Consider the following 18,363-nt stretch of genomic DNA (forward strand, 5'->3'; position numbering starts at 1 on the left):
CACTCTTTGGGCCTATGGAGTAGCATGTTTTCATGCGACGCCGCTTACCCTGTAGGAGCTGCCGCAGGCTGCGATCTTTTGACTTCAAAGTTCAAGGTCAAAAGATCGCAGGCTCGTTTCACTCCGCAGAGCCTACCGGTATGCGTAGATTTCACATAGGGAATAGGCCATGTCTGTAGCGGTGATTCAAATGGTCAGCCAGAGCGACGTGCTGGTCAATCTGGCCCAGGCCCGTCGTCTGCTTGAGCAGGCGGCGAGCGGTGGCGCGCGGCTTGCCGTGCTGCCGGAAAACTTCGCTGCCATGGGCCGGCGCGACATTGCCGACATCGGCCGCGCCGAAGCCTTGGGCGAAGGCCCGATCCTGCCGTGGTTGAAACAGACCGCCCGCGACCTCAAGTTATGGATAGTGGCCGGCACATTGCCGTTGCCGCCGGAGGACCAACCGACGGCCAAAGTGCATGCATGCTCGTTGCTGGTGGATGACCGCGGCGAAACCGTTGCACGGTATGACAAGCTGCACCTGTTCGACGTAGACGTGGCGGATAATCGCGGGCGTTATCGCGAATCCGATGACTATGCTTATGGCAGTGGTGTGGTTATTGCCGATACTCCGGTCGGTCGAGTCGGCCTGACGGTATGTTATGACCTGCGTTTCCCGGAGCTGTACAGCGAATTGCGTGCGGCTGGCGCGGAGTTGATCACCGCGCCGTCGGCCTTTACCGCAGTGACCGGTGCGGCCCATTGGGACGTGCTGATTCGCGCACGGGCCATCGAGACCCAGTGTTACATGCTCGCGGCCGCCCAGGGTGGAACGCATCCGGGGCCACGAGAAACCTTTGGTCACGCCGCCATCGTCGACCCATGGGGGCGTGTGCTGGCGCAACAGGATCAAGGCGAGGCCGTGCTGCTGGCCCAACGCGACAGCAGCGAACAGGCGTCCATCAGGGCGCGGATGCCGGTGTCCACTCACCGGCGCTTTTTCTCGCAGGGCGCCCAGCGACCTGCATCAGAACGACGAATTTAAGGCATAAAGCATATGAGCGAGTTGTTGTCCTCCGTCAGTGAACACCTCCTGGCGCCCGGCGGCGTAACGATCGAGAGCCTGCAAGGTGTGCTCGGCGATCTGGCCGGCCCGGGCATCGATGCCGCCGACCTGTATTTCCAGGGGCAGATTTCCGAATCCTGGGCGCTGGAAGACGGGATCGTCAAGGAAGGCAGCTTCAATCTTGACCAGGGTGTCGGCGTGCGTGCGCAATCGGGTGAGAAGACCGGTTTCGCCTACAGCAATGCGATCACCCTCGAAGCGCTGGGCGCGGCAGCCCGTGCAGCCCGTTCGATCTCCCGGGCCGGGCAGAACGGCACCGTGCAGGCATTCACCACCCAGGATGTCGCCCAATTGTACGGGCCGGATAACCCGCTGGAAGTGATGACCCGTGCCGAGAAAGTCGAGCTGCTCAAGCGTATCGACGTGGCGACCCGTGCCCTCGACCCGCGTATCCAGCAAGTTACTGTGAGCATGGCTGGGGTCTGGGAGCGGATTTTGATTGCTTCCACCGATGGCGGCCTGGCGGCAGATGTGCGACCGCTGGTGCGTTTCAATGTCAGCGTGATCGTCGAGCAGAATGGCCGTCGTGAACGCGGTGGCCATGGCGGTGGCGGTCGTACCGATTACCGCTATTTCCTCAGCGACGACCGCGCCATGGGCTATGCCCGCGAAGCGTTGCGTCAGGCGCTGGTGAATCTGGAAGCGATCCCGGCCCCGGCCGGTACGTTGCCGGTGGTGTTGGGTTCGGGTTGGTCCGGCGTGTTGCTGCACGAAGCCGTCGGCCATGGCCTGGAAGGCGATTTCAACCGCAAGGGCAGTTCGGCCTACAGCGGGCGCATGGGCGAGATGGTTGCCTCGAAGCTCTGCACCATCGTCGATGACGGCACCCTCGCCGGGCGCCGTGGTTCCCTGAGCGTCGACGACGAAGGCACCCCGACCGAGTGCACCACGCTGATCGAAAACGGCGTGCTCAAAGGTTATATGCAGGACAAGCTTAATGCGCGTCTGATGGGCGTGGCCCGCACCGGCAACGGTCGTCGGGAATCCTATGCGCATCTGCCGATGCCGCGCATGACCAACACTTACATGCTCGGTGGCGAAAGCGACCCGGCGGAAATCATCGCCTCGGTGAAAAAAGGCATCTACTGCGCCAACCTCGGCGGCGGTCAGGTGGACATCACCAGCGGCAAGTTCGTGTTCTCCACCAGCGAGGCGTACCTGATCGAAGACGGCAAGATTACTGCCCCGGTCAAAGGTGCGACGTTGATCGGCAACGGGCCGGAAGCCATGAGCAAGGTGTCGATGGTCGGTAACGATCTGGCGCTGGACAGCGGTGTGGGCACGTGTGGCAAGGATGGGCAGTCGGTGCCGGTGGGTGTCGGCCAGCCAACGCTGAAAATTGATGCGATTACTGTGGGTGGCACAGGCGCATGAAGATATCCCCTGTAGGAGCTGCCGCAGGCTGCGATCTTTTGACTTTTGATTTTACAAAATCAAAATCAGGATCAAAAGATCGCAGCCTGCGGCAGCTCCTACAGGGGATGCGCGACGTTAACGCAGACCGCGTTGAGTCTCGTCCAGCTCACGGATGTACTTGAAAATTTTACGGCTCGAAGCCGGTGGCTTGTTGGTCGCCAGTTCGTGCTGGGCCTGACGGATCAGGGAGCGCAATTGCTGACGATCAGCTTCCGGGTAGTCGAGTACGAACTTCTCCAAGACTGCATCGTCGCCCGCGATCAAGCGATCGCGCCAGCGTTCCAGGCCATGGAAGCGTTCGTTGTACTGCCGAGTGGAGGCATCCAGTTGATCGAGCAGAGTCAGAATGGCGTCAGTGTCCTGATCGCGCATCAGTTTGCCGATGAACATAAGGTGCCGTTTACGCGCGATATTCGCGGTGTGCTTGGGCGCATCGGCCAGGGCCCGGCGCATAGCGTCGGTCAACGGCAGTTTTGCCAGCAAGTCAGGCTTGAGTGTTGTAAGGCGCTCGCCAAGGTCAACCAGAGCATGAAGCTCGCGTTTAACCTGGGATTTGCTTTTTTCTCCCGTATCGAGGGAGTCGTCGTAAGAATCAACCATGGTGGCCGTCCGCAAAGAAACGCCGCCATGATAACCAGTCGGGGGCCGCTTGTCCGGCCCGGTCGCTCGAAGGCCCCAGCCGAAAGCAGAATTTGAGTGGAGAACAGCATGAGTGCAGTTGAAAGCGTCGGCCCACAAGCGTTGCCGGCACTGCAAGAACAAGTCGAGCAGATCATCGCTGAAGCCAAGCGCCAGGGCGCCAGTGCCTGTGAAGTGGCCGTGTCGCTGGAGCAGGGCTTGTCGACCACGGTGCGTCAGCGGGAAGTCGAAACCGTTGAGTTCAATCGCGATCAGGGCTTCGGCATCACCTTGTACGTAGGCCAGCGCAAGGGCTCGGCCAGCACATCGGCCAGCGGCCCGGAAGCGATTCGCGAAACCGTCGCCGCGGCACTCGCTATTGCCAAGCACACGTCTGAAGACGAAGCCTCGGGCCTGGCGGATGCCGCGCTGATGGCCAAGGATCTGCAGGATTTCGACCTGTTCCATCAATGGGACATTACCCCGGAGCAAGCCATCGAGCAGGCCCTGGCCTGTGAAGCGGCGGCGTTTGCCGCCGACAGCCGGATCAAGAATGCCGACGGCACCACCCTCAGCACTCACCAGGGCTGCCGGGTTTACGGTAACAGCCACGGTTTTATCGGTGCTTACGCGTCCACTCGTCACAGCCTCAGTTGCGTAATGATCGCCGAAGCCGATGGCCAGATGCAGCGCGATTACTGGTATGACGTGAACCGTCAGGGCAATTTGCTGGCCTCTCCAGAGAGCATCGGCCAACGTGCCGCGCAACGGGCGGCGAGCCGTCTGGGCGCGCGTCCGGTGCCGACCTGTGAAGTGCCGGTGCTGTTTTCCGCGGAACTGGCCGGTGGCTTGTTCGGCAGTTTCCTGTCGGCGATCTCCGGCGGCAGTCTGTATCGCAAATCGTCGTTCCTCGAAGGCACGCTGGGGCAGAAGCTGTTCCCGGAATGGCTGACCATCGATGAGCGTCCGCACCTGATGCGCGCTTTGGGCAGTTCGGCTTTCGACGGCGATGGCCTGGCGACCTATGCCAAGCCGTTCGTGGAGAAGGGCGAGTTGGTGTCCTACGTACTCGGCACCTACTCCGGCCGCAAGCTAGGCATGCCGAGCACCGCCAACGCCGGCGGCGTGCACAACCTATTCGTCACCCATGGTGACGAAGATCAGGCAGCCTTGCTGCGCCGCATGGGCCGAGGCTTGCTGGTCACCGAACTGATGGGGCAGGGCCTGAACATGGTCACTGGCGATTACTCCCGTGGCGCGGCGGGTTTCTGGGTCGAGAACGGCGAAATCCAGTTCGCGGTGCAGGAGGTGACTATCGCCGGCAACATGCGTGACATGTTCAAGCAGATCATCGCAGTTGGTAATGACCTGGAACTGCGCAGCAATATTCGCACCGGGTCGGTGTTGATCGAGCGGATGACAGTGGCGGGTAGCTAAGCCTCCGATCGCTGCACAAAAAGGCGCGCCACCCCATTGGGTGGCGCGCCTTTTTTATGCGTCTTGCACCGTCCCTTGTGGGAGCGAGCCTGCTCGAGAAAGCGGCGTGTCAGTCGAAATAGTTGTCGAATGTTTCACCGCAATCGCGAGCAGGCTCGCTCCCACAATGGTTGGCTTGAGCCGCAAGTCTTGTTTTGGTTCTCATTATCATCTAATAATAAATCTCATTACCGAATGAGCCCGGATCATGAGTTCTGCCTTGCACGAGCAGCCTTACCTCGAAAGCTGGCGCTGGATGAGTCGCCAGATCCGTTGCGCCATGGACCCTGACGAACCACGCCTGATTGAACATTACCTGGCCGAAGGCCGGTATCTGGCGTGTTGCACGGCGACCTCTCCCTGGACCATCGCCGAAACTTCCTTCCGTTTATTGCTCGACACTGCCGCCGATGTCGCGCTGCCCTGGCACTGGCGCAGCCTGTGTCTCGACCAGGCCTGGCGGCCGTTGCGCGATCTCGAACGGCAATCACTCTGCAAATGCCGCCTCAAACGTTGGCAAAGCTACGCGTGGCAATTGGCGACTTGCGAGTTGCAACCTTCGATTCCTCTCATAGAACTGGTGCAAGGATCTCCTGATGAATAACACACGTATCGAACGCGACAGCATGGGCGAGTTAAATGTCCCGATTGATGCTTTGTACGGCGCGCAAACCCAACGCGCGGTGGATAACTTCCCGATCAGCGGCAAACCGATGCCCGTGCAGTTCATCCGGGCGCTGATTCTGGCCAAGGCCGCTGCCGCCCGAGCCAACGTCGAGCTCAAACAGATCAGCGAATCCCAGGGCAAGGCGATCGTCGACGCCGCTCAAGGCTTGCTCGAAGGCGATTTCATGCAGCACTTCCCGGTGGATATCTTCCAGACCGGTTCCGGCACCAGTTCCAACATGAACGCCAACGAAGTGATCGCCACCCTGGCCAGCCGCTTGCTGGGCGAGCCGGTGAATCCCAACGATCACGTCAATTGCGGCCAAAGCAGCAACGACATCATCCCGACCACCATCCATGTCAGCGCCGCATTGAGCTTGCATGAGCAGTTGCTGCCGGCGTTGGTGCATCTGGTGCAGGTGATCGAGCACAAGGCCGAGCAGGTTCATCCATTCGTCAAAACCGGGCGTACCCATTTGATGGACGCCATGCCTGTGCGCCTGAGTCAGGTGCTCAATGGTTGGGCGCAACAGCTCAAGGCCAATATCGGTCACCTGCAGGATCTACTGCCGAGTCTGCAATCGCTGGCCCAGGGCGGCACGGCGGTGGGTACCGGGATCAATGCTCATCCGCAATTTGCGGCGCATTTCAGCCAGCAACTCAGCCAACTGACGCAGGTTCAGTTCACGCCGGGCAAGGACTTGTTTGCGCTAATCGGCTCGCAGGACACGGCGGTCAGCGTTTCAGGGCAGCTCAAGGCTACCGCAGTTTCCTTGATGAAAATCGCCAACGACCTGCGCTGGATGAATTCCGGCCCGTTGGCCGGGCTCGGTGAAATCGAACTCGAAGCCTTGCAGCCCGGCTCGTCGATCATGCCCGGCAAGGTCAATCCGGTGATCCCGGAAGCTACCGCGATGGTCGCCGCTCAGGTGATTGGCAACGACACGGTGATCACCGTCGCCGGTCAGTCGGGCAATTTCGAGTTGAACGTCATGCTGCCGATCATCGCCCATAACCTGCTGAGCAGTATCCAATTGCTGGCCAACGCCAGCCGTCTGCTGGGTGACAAGGCTATCGCCAGCTTCAAGGTCAACGAGGCCCGGCTCAAGGAAGCGCTGTCGCGCAATCCGATTCTGGTCACTGCACTCAACCCGATCATTGGTTACCAAAAAGCCGCCGAGATTGCCAAGAAGGCTTATCAGCAGGGCCGGCCGGTGATCGATGTCGCCCTGGAACACACCGACCTGACGCGCAGCCAACTGGAAGAATTGCTCAACCCAGAGAAGCTCACCGCAGGCGGCGTGTAATCACCGCTACCGCTTTGGAGGCTCACCATGGAGCACTGGAAACGCACGATCGAAAGAGCAAATCGCTGTTTCATGCTGGGCGAGCTGGTCGATGCCCGCGAGGCTTATTTGCAGGCATTGGCCTTGGCCCAGGTGTTGTTCGAGCGCTGGGCCGATGCCGACGAAGCGGTGGCGGCTTGCGTGATTTCCCATCATAACCTGGCGGACCTGCACCTGCGTCTGAACCAGCCGGAGGAGAGCGCCGAGTACCTGTGCGCGATCCATCAACGGCTTTTGCAGACCATGCAGGACCCGCGACTGGCGCCAGCCTTGCGTGAAGCCGCGCTACGCCAGAGCAGCAAAACCTATGTCGAGCTGCTGAATTTCATCAGCGAACACGGCGAGTATCCGCGCACCCAGCGTTTGCTACACCGCGAGACGCCGCCCGCGCATCAGCCTGAGCCCTTACAACATGGAGTTCATTGAAATGGCTTTTACCTTGCCTGCCTTGCCGTACGCCTATGACGCCCTGGAACCGCACATCGATGCGCAGACCATGGAAATCCACTACACCAAACACCACCAGACCTACATCAACAACCTCAACGCCGCAGTCGAAGGCACCGAATTTGCCGAATGGCCCGTGGAAAAACTGGTGGCGGCGGTCCAGCAATTGCCGGAAAGGCTCCGTGCGGCGGTGATCAATCAGGGCGGGGGGCATGCCAACCATTCGTTGTTCTGGGAAGTGATGGCACCCAACGGCGGAGGCCAACCTGAAGGCGCGCTGGCCAAGGCGATCGACGAACAGCTGGGTGGTCTCGACAACTTCAAGGAAGCCTTCACCAAAGCTGCGCTGACCCGTTTCGGCAGCGGTTGGGCCTGGTTGAGTGTGACGCCGCAAAAGAGCTTGATCGTTGAAAGCAGCGGCAACCAGGACAGCCCATTGATGAACGGCAATACGCCGATTCTCGGCCTGGACGTTTGGGAGCACGCTTATTACCTGCGCTATCAGAACCGCCGTCCTGAATACATCAATGCGTTCTACAACGTGATCAATTGGCCCGAAGTCGCCGCGCGTTATCAGGCTGCACTGGTTTAGGGGGCATTCTCAACTAGTTTCCCCTCCGCGCCGGGTCTGCTGTTGTGCAGGGCAAGGCGCGAGAAGCGTGGTTTGGTCATTCCAAATAAGCTTCGAGCAACGCAGCCCCGCACAACAGCAGGCCCGGCCCTTCGGGTTGTGCCTTAAAGCGGGCCAGGCTGCGTTGCAGGCCTTGGAAAGGGAACAACCATTCCCAGCGGCCTGCGCCTTGCCTGGCCCGCTTTAAGGCGACAACGCGGAGGGGGAACTAGTTGAGAACGCCCCCTAAGTCTCTATAAAACAATCCAGGGCTGACTATGGGCACTGAAACACTGGCGATCGGAAGTGGACGAATGTTTCGTTACGCACTGGGATCGCTGTTACTGCTGGCGGGCATGACGTTATTGGCTGCCCAAGGGCTGAGCTGGCTGGACCTCGAACCGAAACTGCAGCGTGCCCTGCAAGGCGGGGCGATTTGCGCCTTGGGTACCGCTTTGGGCGCGGTGCCGGTGCTGGTGATTCGGCAGATGCCTCAGGCAGTCAGCGACATATTGCTCGGTTTCGGAGCCGGGGTGATGCTCGCCGCGACGGCGTTTTCGCTGATCGTGCCGGGCATTGCCGCGGCAGAAAACCTTGGGCTGACGCCTTGGGCGGCCAGCGGCCTGATTAGCTTCGGCATCCTTCTGGGCGCATTCGGGTTGTTTCTGGTGGATCGCAGGGTGTCTGGCGCTACGCCCGAAATGCTCGTGGGGACACTGAAGCGATCGGTGATTCCACCGCGGATCTGGTTGTTTGTGTTTGCCATCATCGCCCACAACATCCCCGAAGGCATGGCGGTCGGCGTCTCGGCCGGTGGTGGCATGCCTGACGCCGACAGCCTGGCCATGGGCATCGCCTTGCAGGATGTGCCGGAAGGACTGGTCATTGCGTTGGTGTTGGCCGGGGCAGGGATGTCGCGGGTCAAGGCGTTCCTGATCGGTGCTGCATCAGGGTTGGTCGAGCCGGTCTTTGCATTGTTATGCGCCTGGCTGGTGAGCCTGGCCGAACTGCTGTTGCCTTTGGGGCTGGCACTGGCGGCCGGTGCGATGTTGCTGGTGGTGACTCACGAAGTCATCCCCGAATCGCGCCGCCATGGTCACGACAAACTGGCCAGCCTTGGGCTGCTGATCGGGTTTTGTCTGATGATGGTGATGGATACAGCGTTGGCTTGAAAAACAGGATCAAAAGATCGCAGCCTCGTTTCACTCGACAGCTCCTACTGTATGCAGATCCTTGTAGGAGCTGTCGAGTGAAACGAGGCTGCGATCTTTTGACTTTTATTCGCCTTCGTCGAAGTAGTTGTTTATCAGCTTCACCAGTGCATCCAGCGCTTCCTGCTCCTGTTCGCCTTCGGTAATCAGGTGGATTTTGGTGCCCTTGCCAGCGGCCAGCATCATCATGGCCATGATGCTTTTGCCATCGACCACGGATTCTGGCGTGCGTCCTACCCTGATCGTGCAATCCTTGAACTGACCGGCGACTCCGACAAATTTTGCAGACGCGCGGGCATGCAGGCCCAGCTTGTTGATAATTTCGATTTCCAGAGCAGGCATCGCGATGTGAATCCTTTAGCTGAGGTCGCGGTGGCGGACCTGGACGTTCTTCAGGGTTTTTTGCAGGACCTGACCCAGACGTTCGGTCAGGTAGACAGAGCGGTGATGCCCGCCAGTGCAGCCAATGGCAATGGTGACATAGGCGCGATTGCTGGCGGCAAAGCGGGGTAGCCACTTGAGCAAGTATGAGGAAATGTCCTGGAACATCTCTTCGACGTCCGGCTGTGCCGCCAGGTACTCGGCCACCGGTTGATCAAGCCCGGACTGTGCCCGTAGCTCCGGCTTCCAGTAAGGGTTGGGCAGGCAGCGCACGTCGAATACCAGATCGGCGTCCACAGGCATGCCACGCTTGAACCCGAAAGATTCCACCAGGAACGCAGTGCCGGGCTCCGGCTGATTCAGCAGGCGCAGCTTGATGGTATCGCGTAGCTGATACAGGTTCAGATTGGTGGTATTGACTTTGAGGTCAGCCAGATCGGCAATAGGCCCCAGCAGATTGGTTTCATCCTGGATCGCCTCCGCCAGCGAACGATTGGCGCTGCTCAGCGGGTGACGACGGCGAGTTTCCGAAAAGCGTTTGAGCAAGGTTTCTTCGTCAGCGTCCAGATACAGCACATCGCACTGGATATGCCGGCTGCGGACCTCTTCCAGCAATTCGGGAAACCGTGACAGGTGGCTCGGCAGGTTGCGCGCATCGATGGACACGGCCACCAGCGGTTGTGCCAGTTCGGTGTGAATCAGCGCGCGTTCGGCCAGTTCCGGCAGCAAGCCGGCAGGCAGGTTGTCGATGCAGTAGTAGCCGTTGTCCTCGAGCACATCGAGGGCGGTACTTTTACCTGAGCCGGAGCGGCCACTGACGATGATCAGGCGCATGATTAGTGACCGTTCTGCTCGTCCAGGACAACCTGATACAAGGCTTCGTTGCTCGGGGCGCTACGCAATTTTTCACGCACTTCCTTGCGATCCAGCATGCTGGCAATCTGGCGTAGCAGTTCCAGGTGTGCGTCGGTGGCGGCTTCCGGGACCAGCAGCACAAACAGCAGGTCAACGGGGGCACCGTCGATGGCATCGAAATCGATAGGGGCTTCCAGGTGCAGCAGCGCACTGATTGGCGAGGTGCAGCCTTTGAGCCGGCAGTGGGGGATGGCGATGCCGTTGCCGAAACCGGTAGAACCGAGTTTCTCACGGGCAATCAGGGCCTCGAAGACGTCCTGCATTTCCAGATCCGGTACTTCGCGGTGGATAAGGTTGGCAATTTGCTCGAGGGCTTTCTTTTTACTGCCACCCGGCGCGTTCACTTGGGAACGGCCGGGGGTCAGGATGGTTTCTAGTCGGATCATGGATTGGGGGTGTTAACGACCGGTCGCGCCCTGAAGGAGGCTCTGGGTCTTTTCCTTATGCTTTTTAAGTTGGCGATCCAGCTTGTCGGTCAGCAGGTCGATGGCGGCATACATGTCCGTATGCTCGGCATTGGCGACCACTTCTCCGCCGGGAATATGCAGCGTGGCTTCGATCTTCTGCAGCAGTTTTTCGACGTTCATCGTGACTTGCACATTGGTGATCTTGTCGAAATGCCTCTCTAACCGGTCGAGTTTTTCGCCGATGTAGGTGCGCAGGGGTTCGGTCACTTCCAGTTGGTGTCCACTGATGTTGACTTGCATACAGCTTCTCCTTCGTTGCCAGTGCATAAAGCGGCAGGCAGAAATGCCTGCCACTGGAACGCTGTGGCGAGCCCGGCGGCTACATCAACCGCTTGCGTTCGCTGGAAGGCGCAATCCCCAGGGATTCGCGGTACTTGGCGACGGTGCGACGGGCTACCTGAATGCCTTGTGCCTCCAGTAAACCAGCGATCTTGCTGTCACTCAACGGCTTTTTCTGATTTTCCGCAGCAACCAGTTTTTTGATGATCGCGCGGATCGCCGTGGACGAGCATTCACCGCCTTCAGAGGTACTGACGTGGCTGGAAAAAAAGTATTTCAGTTCATAGATGCCCCGTGGGGTATGCATGAATTTTTGCGTGGTCACCCGTGAAATTGTCGATTCATGCATGCCGACTGCTTCGGCAATGTCATGCAGCACCAACGGCTTCATGGCTTCGTCACCGTATTCGAGAAAGCCGCGTTGATGCTCGACGATCTGGGTGGCGACTTTCATCAGGGTTTCATTGCGGCTTTGCAGGCTCTTGATGAACCAGCGAGCCTCCTGCAGCTGATTACGCATGAAGGTGTTGTCAGCGCTGGTATCGGCACGGCGCACGAAACCGGCATATTGGGCGTTGACCCGTAGGCGTGGCACCGATTCCTGGTTCAGCTCCACCAGCCAGCGCTCGTTGTCCTTGCGCACGATCACGTCGGGAACGACGTATTCGGCTTCGGTGGACTCGATTTGTGAACCCGGGCGTGGGTTGAGGCTCTGGACCAATTCGATGACCTGGCGCAGCTCATCTTCCTTGAGCTTCATGCGGCGCATCAGCTGGCTGTAGTCGCGGCTGCCGAGCAGGTCGATGTAATCGGTGACCAGACGCTTGGCTTCGGCCAGCCAAGGGGTCTTGGCGGACAACTGGCGCAGTTGCAGTAGCAGGCATTCACCGAGGTTGCGGGCGCCGATGCCAGCGGGTTCGAATTGCTGGATGCGGTGCAGGACGGCTTCGATTTCGTCCAGTTCGATGTCCAGTTCCGGGTCGAACGCTTCGAGGATTTCCTCGAGGGTTTCGTCCAGGTAGCCCTGATTGTTGATGCAGTCGATCAGGGTCACGGCGATCAGGCGATCGGTGTCGGACATAGGTGCCAGGTTCAGTTGCCAGAGCAAATGGCTTTGCAGGCTTTCACCGGCCGATGTGCGGGTGGTGAAGTCCCACTCGTCGTCATCGTTGCTCGGCAGGCTGCTGGCGCTGGTCTGGTAGACATCCTCCCAGGCTGTGTCGACGGGCAATTCGTTGGGGATGCGCTCGTTCCAGTCGCCTTCCTCAAGGTTGTCCACCGTCGGGGCGGTTTCCTGGTAGGAGGGTTCCTGAATGTCGGCGTTGGGTTTCTGTTCGGCGCTATCGGCCAAGGGGTCGGCGTTATCGAAGTCGTCGCCTTCTTCCTGGCGTTCGAGCATCGGATTGGACTCCAGAGCCTCCTGGATTTCCTGTTGCAGGTCCAGGGTCGACAATTGGAGCAGGCGGATGGCCTGTTGCAGCTGCGGTGTCATCGTCAGCTGCTGGCCCATTCTCAAGACTAGCGATGGTTTCATGGCAGGGGCTTAACACCTTATTCGCCGGCGCACATGCGCCATCCACTACAGGGCGCCGAAGCGCCAAACATAAGCAAATTATATGCCCGAAACTGAAGTGTTTGCCTAGAGCGCTGTAACAATAAAAAGTTATTGATTTTTTATTGAAGCGAGCGCTCCCTCGGCGACCTGGGCACCTCAGGTGCTTACAGGCGGAACTCGTGGCCCAGATACACTTCCTTGACCAGTTCATTGGCGAGGATGGTGGCGGAGTCACCTTCAGCAATCAGTTGGCCGTCGTTGACGATGTAGGCGGTTTCGCAGATATCCAGGGTCTCACGAACGTTGTGGTCCGTGATCAGCACGCCAATGCCTTTAGCCTTGAGGTGATGGATGATCTGCTTGATGTCGCCCACCGAAATCGGGTCCACGCCGGCGAAGGGTTCGTCGAGGAGGATGAATTTCGGGTTGGTAGCCAGTGCCCGGGCGATTTCCACACGGCGGCGTTCACCACCGGACAGGCTCATGCCGAGATTGTCGCGGATGTGATGGATGTGAAATTCCTGCAGCAGGCTTTCCAGCTCTTGGCGACGACCGGCCTTATCGAGCTCCTTGCGGGTCTCGAGGATGGCCATGATGTTGTCGGCCACCGACAGTTTGCGGAAGATCGACGCTTCTTGCGGAAGATAGCCGATGCCGGCCTTCGCACGACCGTGCATCGGCTGGTGGCTGACGTCCAGGTCGTCGATCAGTACGCGGCCTTGATCGGCCTGTACCAGGCCGACAATCATATAGAAACAGGTGGTTTTACCGGCGCCGTTAGGGCCAAGCAGGCCGACGATCTGACCGCTGTCGATGGACAGGCTGACGTCGCGCACGACCTGACGGCTCTTGTAGCTCTTGGCCAGATGCTGAGCTTTCAGAGTTGCCATTACTGGGCCTTTTGCTCGTCGGTTTTCTTCTTCGGCTGGATCACCATGTCGATGCGAGGGCGTGCCTCGGTGACCTTGTTACCCGTGGCGCGACCGGCGCTCGCAAGCTTTTTGACCGTGTCGTAGACGATTTTCTCGCCTTGGGTGACGTTGTTGTCCTTATCGATGACTTTGGCGCGATCGATCAGCACGACGCGGTTTTGCGAGGCGTGGTACTGGATAGTTACGCCGTAGCCCTGGACCGGCTTGGTATCGCCCGCCGTTTGCAGTTGCTCGAAGTAGGCAAGGTTGCCCACCGAAGTCACCACGTCGATGTCGCCGGTCGGGGTGCGGGTGATGGTCACGGTATTGCCGGTGACCTTCATCGAGCCCTGGGTGATGATCACATCGCCCTTATAGGTGGCAACGCCGTTCTTGTCGTCCAGTTGGGCATCGTCGGCCTGAATGCGGATAGGCTGCTCTTGATCGTTCGGCAGAGCCCAGGCGCTCACGCTTCCCAGTGCTGCGCCCAGACTGAGCAAAATAGGGAGAGTTTTAACGAGCCTCATACTGTCCTCTTACGTTCGATAGCAGGTGTATCCTGCTTTCTTTCAAGTACGCTTTCATTCCGTTGCCTGTCGATACACCGCCAGCGCCGTCGATTCTAACGGGTTGATCGGTCTGCGCATATTGCTGCTGCGGGAACACGGTCATACGGGTGGTGGTAATCAGGGTTTTACGGTTTTTTTCGTCGAAACGCGTGATACGTACCGAGTCAATCAGCTCGACCTGAGTGCCGTCCGGGTTGACTTCGCCGCGCTCGCTCTGGACGTGCCAGGGGAATTCGGTGCCACGGAACATGTTCAGGTCCGGATTGGTCAGCAACGTCACCTCGCTCGCTTTCACGTGTTCGACCTTGTCCGACGTCATCTCATATTGCAGTTTGCCGTCGGGCAGGTACTGCACGCTGTGGGCGTTGATGGCGTAATAGTCGATCGCGGTTTCATCGACCTTCACCACCGGTTTGTCGAGGAAACGTTCCGGGCTGATGTTCCAGTAACCAACCGCTGCAAAAATCGCGGCGATGCAACCGAACACCAGGATGTTACGAATTCTTTTGCTCAGCATGATGGGCTCACAGGTACGCGGCGTTGGCCGCATCGAGGCGGCCCTGGGCGCGCAGGATCAATTCGCAGAATTCGCGAGCGGCCCCCTCGCCACCGCGGGCCTGGGTGATGCCGTGGGCGTGTTCGCGCACGAAACTGGCAGCGCTGGCCACCGCCATGCCAAGGCCTACGCGGCGAATCACCGGCAGGTCCGGCAGGTCGTCGCCCAGGTAGGCCACTTGTTCATAGCTCAGGTTGAGCTGGCCAAGAAGTTCGTCGAGCACCACCAGTTTGTCTTCGCGACCCTGATAAAGGTGCGGAATCCCGAGGTTCTTCGCGCGCCGTTCAACCACCGGGGTCTTGCGGCCACTGATGATAGCGGTCTGCACGCCCGCGGCCATCAACATCTTGATGCCCTGGCCGTCGAGGGTGTTGAACGTCTTGAATTCGCTACCGTCTTCGAGGAAGTACAGGCGCCCGTCGGTCAGCACGCCATCGACGTCGAACACCGCCAGTTTGATCTGTTTGCCGCGTTGCAGCAGGTCCGTGCTCATTACATTACTCCCGCACGCAGCAAATCGTGCATGTTCAAGGCGCCGACCGGACGGTCTTCGCTGTCGACCACTACCAGTGCGTTGATCTTGTGGTCTTCCATGATTTTCAGGGCCTCGGCGGCAAGCATCTCGGCGCGGGCGGTCTTGCCGTGGGCGGTCATCACTTCATCAATGGTCGTGCTGTGGATATCGATGGTGCGGTCCAGCGTGCGACGCAGGTCGCCGTCGGTGAAGATCCCGGCGAGTTTTCCATCCGTGCTCAGTACAACGGTCATGCCCAATCCCTTACGGGTCATTTCCATCAAGGCATCCTTGAGCAGCGTACCGCACATCACTTGCGGCAATTCGGTGCCGGCATGCATGACGTTTTCCACTTTCAGCAACAAGCGGCGGCCAAGGGCGCCGCCCGGGTGGGAAAAGGCGAAATCTTCGGCGGTAAAGCCGCGAGCTTCAAGCAAGGCAACGGCGAGAGCATCACCCATGACCAGTGCCGCGGTGGTCGACGAGGTAGGTGCCAGATTCAGCGGGCAGGCTTCGTGTTCGACGCTTACATTGAGGTTGACTTCCGCTGCCTTGGCCAGCGGTGACTCGGGGTTACCGGTCAGGCTGATCATTTGAATGCCCTGGCGTTTGATCAGCGGCAGCAAGGTGACGATCTCGTTGGTGGAGCCGGAGTTCGACAGCGCCAGAATGATGTCGTCGCGGGTGATCATGCCCATGTCGCCATGGCTGGCTTCGGCCGGATGGACGAAGAAGGCTGTGGTGCCGGTGCTGGCCAGGGTGGCGGCAATCTTGTTGCCGATGTGCCCCGATTTGCCCATGCCGACCACGACCACGCGGCCTTTGCTGGCCAGAATCATCTCGCACGCACGTATGAAATCCGCATTGATATGGGGTAGCAAGCCTTGTACGGCTTCCAGTTCCAAACGGATGGTGCGTTGTGCGGATTGAATCAGGTCGCTGGATTGGTTCATGTCTGAAATCGAATAGCCTGATGAAAAGGCGGCGATTATAGCGGTAATGATCAAAACCCTCACGCTAGTTCGTCGCGGTTTGTCATTCCTTGTTACCGAATCCTCTCTAAATAGATGATTTCGGGCGGTCATGTTGCTGAACATGCCCGGCTTGGGCCTTGGGCCTTGGGCGCTTGAGCTTTGCAGTGATATAGTTCGCCGCCAGTTCGGCCTGCCCGGGGAGGTATGTGCTTTCGCCAGAAAGCCAGGCGTCCGAGTGAGAGGCTGCATCGCAAGGAGTTTAGATGAGTGCCGATAACGCCTACGCGGTCGAGCTGAAGGGACTGACCTTCAAGCGCGGTACGCGCAGCATTTTCAATAACATCGATATCCGCATCCCGCGCGGCAAGGTTACCGGCATCATGGGACCTTCCGGGTGTGGCAAGACCACGCTGTTGCGGCTGATCGGCGCACAATTGCGTCCCACCAGCGGCGAAGTCTGGGTCAATGGCCAGAACCTGCCAACACTGTCGCGCAACGATCTGTTCGATGCGCGCAAGCACATGGGTGTGCTGTTTCAGAGCGGTGCATTGTTTACCGACCTTGATGTGTTCGAGAACGTCGCCTTTCCGCTGCGTGTTCATACAGCGCTGCCGGAAGAAATGATCCGCGACATTGTCCTGCTCAAATTGCAGGCTGTTGGCTTGCGTGGCGCCATCGACCTGATGCCTGACGAATTGTCCGGGGGCATGAAACGTCGCGTCGCGCTGGCCCGGGCAATTGCTCTCGATCCGCGAATCCTGATGTACGACGAGCCTTTCGTCGGCCAGGACCCGATCGCCATGGGCGTGCTGGTGCGCCTGATCCGCCTGCTCAACGATGCGCTGGGCATCACCAGCATTGTGGTTTCCCACGACCTGGCCGAGACCGCGAGCATCGCCGACCACCTTATCGTGGTGGGCGATGGGCAAGTGTTGGGGCAAGGCACGCCCAAGGATCTGATGAAATCGGATGAGCCACGTATTCGTCAATTTTTGACTGGCGAACCCGACGGCCCGGTCGCATACCACTTTCCAGCGCCGGATTACCGCGCAGATCTTCTGGGGAAGCGTTGATGCGCAAGATCACACTAATAGAAAGGGTGCGCCGTTTCGGTCATGCCGGCATCGATGTGATGGCGGTGTTCGGGCGTTCGGCGTTGTTCCTGTTCCATGCCTTGCTCGGTCGTGGCGGCATCGGCGGCGGTTTTGGCTTGCTGGTCAAGCAACTGCATTCGGTGGGCGTGATGTCCTTGGTGATCATCGTGGTCTCCGGGGTGTTCATCGGCATGGTGCTGGCCCTGCAGGGGTTCAATATTCTGTCCAGCTACGGTTCGGAACAGGCCGTCGGGCAGATGGTTGCGTTGACGCTGCTGCGTGAGCTGGGGCCGGTGGTCACGGCCTTACTGTTCGCCGGGCGCGCAGGGTCGGCGCTGACCGCCGAGATCGGCAACATGAAGTCCACCGAGCAATTGTCCAGCCTGGAAATGATCGGGGTCGACCCGCTCAAGTACATCATTGCTCCGCGCCTGTGGGCCGGCTTCATTTCCTTGCCGGTGCTGACGACGATTTTCAGCGTGGTGGGTATCTGGGGTGGTTCGTGGGTGGCCGTCGACTGGCTGGGTGTCTATGAAGGCTCCTACTGGTCGAACATGCAAAACAGCGTGACGTTTGTCGACGATGTGCTCAACGGCATTATCAAAAGCATGGTTTTTGCCTTCGTCGTGACCTGGATCGCCGTATTCCAAGGCTATGACTGCGAGCCCACTTCCGAGGGGATCAGTCGTGCCACTACCAAGACCGTGGTGTATGCCTCTTTGGCTGTGCTCGGCCTGGACTTTATCTTGACCGCCTTGATGTTTGGAGATTTCTGATGCAAAACCGCACCCTGGAAATCGGTGTCGGCCTTTTCTTGCTGGCTGGCATCCTGGCTTTGCTGTTGCTTGCGCTGCGGGTCAGTGGCCTGGCTCCGACGGCGAGCACCGATACTTATAAACTTTATGCGTATTTCGACAATATCGCCGGTTTGACGGTCAGAGCTAAAGTGACCATGGCCGGTGTCACCATCGGCAAAGTCACCGCAATCGATCTGGATCGCGACAGCTTCACCGGTCGGGTGACCATGCAACTGGAAAAGCGCGTAGATAATCTGCCGACCGACTCCACTGCATCTATCCTGACCGCTGGCCTGTTGGGTGAGAAATACATCGGTATCAGCGTGGGAGGGGAAGAAACCCTGCTCAAGGAGGGGGGAACCATCCACGACACGCAGTCGTCGCTGGTGCTCGAGGACCTGATCGGTAAATTCCTGCTCAATACCGTTAGCAAAGACGCCAAATGAGGAGCTTTTG

At 59.1% G+C, this 18,363-nt stretch carries 22 protein-coding genes; 11 read left to right on the forward strand and 11 right to left on the reverse strand.

What is annotated here, in order from left to right:
• Nucleotides 1–169 precede the first annotated feature (169 nt).
• Entirely contained in the window at nucleotides 170–1,024 is an 855-nt protein-coding gene (locus tag ACZ89R_RS22610) for a carbon-nitrogen hydrolase family protein (RefSeq protein ID WP_429544527.1), read from the forward strand.
• A gap of 12 nt (nucleotides 1,025–1,036) precedes the next feature.
• Complete coding sequence (gene tldD, locus ACZ89R_RS22615; RefSeq protein WP_123355886.1) at nucleotides 1,037–2,479, forward strand: metalloprotease TldD; 1,443 nt, start codon at nucleotides 1,037–1,039, stop codon at nucleotides 2,477–2,479.
• Between the two features lie 117 nt (nucleotides 2,480–2,596).
• Here tldD and yjgA read toward each other — a convergent pair whose 3' ends face one another.
• The gene (gene yjgA / locus ACZ89R_RS22620) at nucleotides 2,597–3,121 is read right to left on the reverse strand and encodes a ribosome biogenesis factor YjgA (protein WP_007901505.1); all 525 of its coding nucleotides are present in this window, start codon (nucleotides 3,119–3,121) and stop codon (nucleotides 2,597–2,599) included.
• Between the two features lie 108 nt (nucleotides 3,122–3,229).
• On the opposite strand from yjgA, the gene pmbA reads away from it, so the two are divergent.
• From pmbA to ACZ89R_RS22650, 6 genes are all read left to right on the forward strand, one after another.
• Nucleotides 3,230–4,576 (forward strand): metalloprotease PmbA, encoded by a 1,347-nt coding sequence (gene pmbA / locus ACZ89R_RS22625; RefSeq protein WP_192346239.1) that lies wholly within the window; start codon nucleotides 3,230–3,232, stop codon nucleotides 4,574–4,576.
• A gap of 247 nt (nucleotides 4,577–4,823) precedes the next feature.
• On the forward strand, nucleotides 4,824–5,219 hold the full coding sequence (locus ACZ89R_RS22630) for a FagA protein (protein ID WP_429544526.1): 396 nt from the start codon (nucleotides 4,824–4,826) through the stop codon (nucleotides 5,217–5,219).
• Nucleotides 5,212–6,588, forward strand: a complete 1,377-nt coding sequence (locus ACZ89R_RS22635) for a class II fumarate hydratase (protein ID WP_429544525.1) — start codon at nucleotides 5,212–5,214, stop codon at nucleotides 6,586–6,588. The genes ACZ89R_RS22630 and ACZ89R_RS22635 overlap by 8 nt, the downstream gene beginning before the upstream one ends.
• A gap of 27 nt (nucleotides 6,589–6,615) precedes the next feature.
• The gene (locus ACZ89R_RS22640; protein ID WP_429544524.1) at nucleotides 6,616–7,053 is read left to right on the forward strand and encodes a hypothetical protein; all 438 of its coding nucleotides are present in this window, start codon (nucleotides 6,616–6,618) and stop codon (nucleotides 7,051–7,053) included.
• Between the two features lies 1 nt (nucleotide 7,054).
• A complete protein-coding gene (locus tag ACZ89R_RS22645; protein WP_429544523.1) occupies nucleotides 7,055–7,666 on the forward strand; it encodes a superoxide dismutase in 612 nt (203 codons plus the stop codon).
• A gap of 296 nt (nucleotides 7,667–7,962) precedes the next feature.
• Nucleotides 7,963–8,856, forward strand: coding sequence for a ZIP family metal transporter (locus tag ACZ89R_RS22650; RefSeq protein ID WP_429544522.1), 894 nt, complete (start codon nucleotides 7,963–7,965; stop codon nucleotides 8,854–8,856).
• Nucleotides 8,857–8,961: 105 nt separating this feature from the next.
• Here ACZ89R_RS22650 and ACZ89R_RS22655 read toward each other — a convergent pair whose 3' ends face one another.
• The 10 genes from ACZ89R_RS22655 to ACZ89R_RS22700 all read right to left on the reverse strand — a co-directional run bounded on the left by ACZ89R_RS22655 (nucleotide 8,962) and on the right by ACZ89R_RS22700 (nucleotide 15,995).
• Nucleotides 8,962–9,237: an HPr family phosphocarrier protein gene (locus tag ACZ89R_RS22655; protein WP_123498991.1), complete on the reverse strand. Its 276-nt coding sequence runs from the start codon at nucleotides 9,235–9,237 to the stop codon at nucleotides 8,962–8,964.
• 15 nt (nucleotides 9,238–9,252) lie between these two features.
• Complete coding sequence (gene rapZ / locus ACZ89R_RS22660) at nucleotides 9,253–10,110, reverse strand: RNase adapter RapZ (protein ID WP_123498993.1); 858 nt, start codon at nucleotides 10,108–10,110, stop codon at nucleotides 9,253–9,255.
• Between the two features lie 2 nt (nucleotides 10,111–10,112).
• On the reverse strand, nucleotides 10,113–10,577 hold the full coding sequence (gene ptsN / locus ACZ89R_RS22665; RefSeq protein WP_007901530.1) for a PTS IIA-like nitrogen regulatory protein PtsN: 465 nt from the start codon (nucleotides 10,575–10,577) through the stop codon (nucleotides 10,113–10,115).
• A 12-nt stretch (nucleotides 10,578–10,589) separates the two neighbouring features.
• Nucleotides 10,590–10,898 carry a ribosome hibernation-promoting factor, HPF/YfiA family gene (gene hpf / locus ACZ89R_RS22670; RefSeq protein WP_003178005.1) on the reverse strand — a complete coding sequence of 103 codons (309 nt, stop codon included), beginning with the start codon at nucleotides 10,896–10,898 and terminating at the stop codon, nucleotides 10,590–10,592.
• A gap of 79 nt (nucleotides 10,899–10,977) precedes the next feature.
• Complete coding sequence (locus ACZ89R_RS22675) at nucleotides 10,978–12,471, reverse strand: RNA polymerase factor sigma-54 (RefSeq protein ID WP_429544521.1); 1,494 nt, start codon at nucleotides 12,469–12,471, stop codon at nucleotides 10,978–10,980.
• 185 nt (nucleotides 12,472–12,656) lie between these two features.
• Nucleotides 12,657–13,382 carry an LPS export ABC transporter ATP-binding protein gene (gene lptB / locus ACZ89R_RS22680; RefSeq protein WP_030128011.1) on the reverse strand — a complete coding sequence of 242 codons (726 nt, stop codon included), beginning with the start codon at nucleotides 13,380–13,382 and terminating at the stop codon, nucleotides 12,657–12,659.
• Entirely contained in the window at nucleotides 13,382–13,930 is a 549-nt protein-coding gene (lptA, locus tag ACZ89R_RS22685; protein WP_007901540.1) for a lipopolysaccharide transport periplasmic protein LptA, read from the reverse strand. Before lptA ends, lptB begins: the two co-directional genes overlap by 1 nt.
• Nucleotides 13,917–14,489 (reverse strand): LPS export ABC transporter periplasmic protein LptC, encoded by a 573-nt coding sequence (gene lptC, locus ACZ89R_RS22690; protein WP_429544520.1) that lies wholly within the window; start codon nucleotides 14,487–14,489, stop codon nucleotides 13,917–13,919. Before lptC ends, lptA begins: the two co-directional genes overlap by 14 nt.
• Nucleotides 14,490–14,496: 7 nt before the next feature.
• Nucleotides 14,497–15,021: a KdsC family phosphatase gene (locus ACZ89R_RS22695; protein ID WP_192346224.1), complete on the reverse strand. Its 525-nt coding sequence runs from the start codon at nucleotides 15,019–15,021 to the stop codon at nucleotides 14,497–14,499.
• Nucleotides 15,021–15,995: a KpsF/GutQ family sugar-phosphate isomerase gene (locus ACZ89R_RS22700; RefSeq protein WP_429544519.1), complete on the reverse strand. Its 975-nt coding sequence runs from the start codon at nucleotides 15,993–15,995 to the stop codon at nucleotides 15,021–15,023. Before ACZ89R_RS22700 ends, ACZ89R_RS22695 begins: the two co-directional genes overlap by 1 nt.
• A gap of 284 nt (nucleotides 15,996–16,279) precedes the next feature.
• On the opposite strand from ACZ89R_RS22700, the gene ACZ89R_RS22705 reads away from it, so the two are divergent.
• From ACZ89R_RS22705 to mlaD, 3 genes are read left to right on the forward strand one after another with little or no spacing between them, the layout of a single operon-like run.
• Complete coding sequence (locus tag ACZ89R_RS22705; RefSeq protein ID WP_218398689.1) at nucleotides 16,280–17,089, forward strand: ATP-binding cassette domain-containing protein; 810 nt, start codon at nucleotides 16,280–16,282, stop codon at nucleotides 17,087–17,089.
• The gene (gene mlaE / locus ACZ89R_RS22710; protein ID WP_123499001.1) at nucleotides 17,089–17,886 is read left to right on the forward strand and encodes a lipid asymmetry maintenance ABC transporter permease subunit MlaE; all 798 of its coding nucleotides are present in this window, start codon (nucleotides 17,089–17,091) and stop codon (nucleotides 17,884–17,886) included. The genes ACZ89R_RS22705 and mlaE overlap by 1 nt, the downstream gene beginning before the upstream one ends.
• Nucleotides 17,886–18,353 carry an outer membrane lipid asymmetry maintenance protein MlaD gene (gene mlaD, locus ACZ89R_RS22715; protein WP_008070583.1) on the forward strand — a complete coding sequence of 156 codons (468 nt, stop codon included), beginning with the start codon at nucleotides 17,886–17,888 and terminating at the stop codon, nucleotides 18,351–18,353. Before mlaE ends, mlaD begins: the two co-directional genes overlap by 1 nt.
• The last annotated feature ends 10 nt before the right edge of the window (nucleotides 18,354–18,363 follow it).

Source organism: Pseudomonas sp. TE3728 (assembly GCF_056279145.1).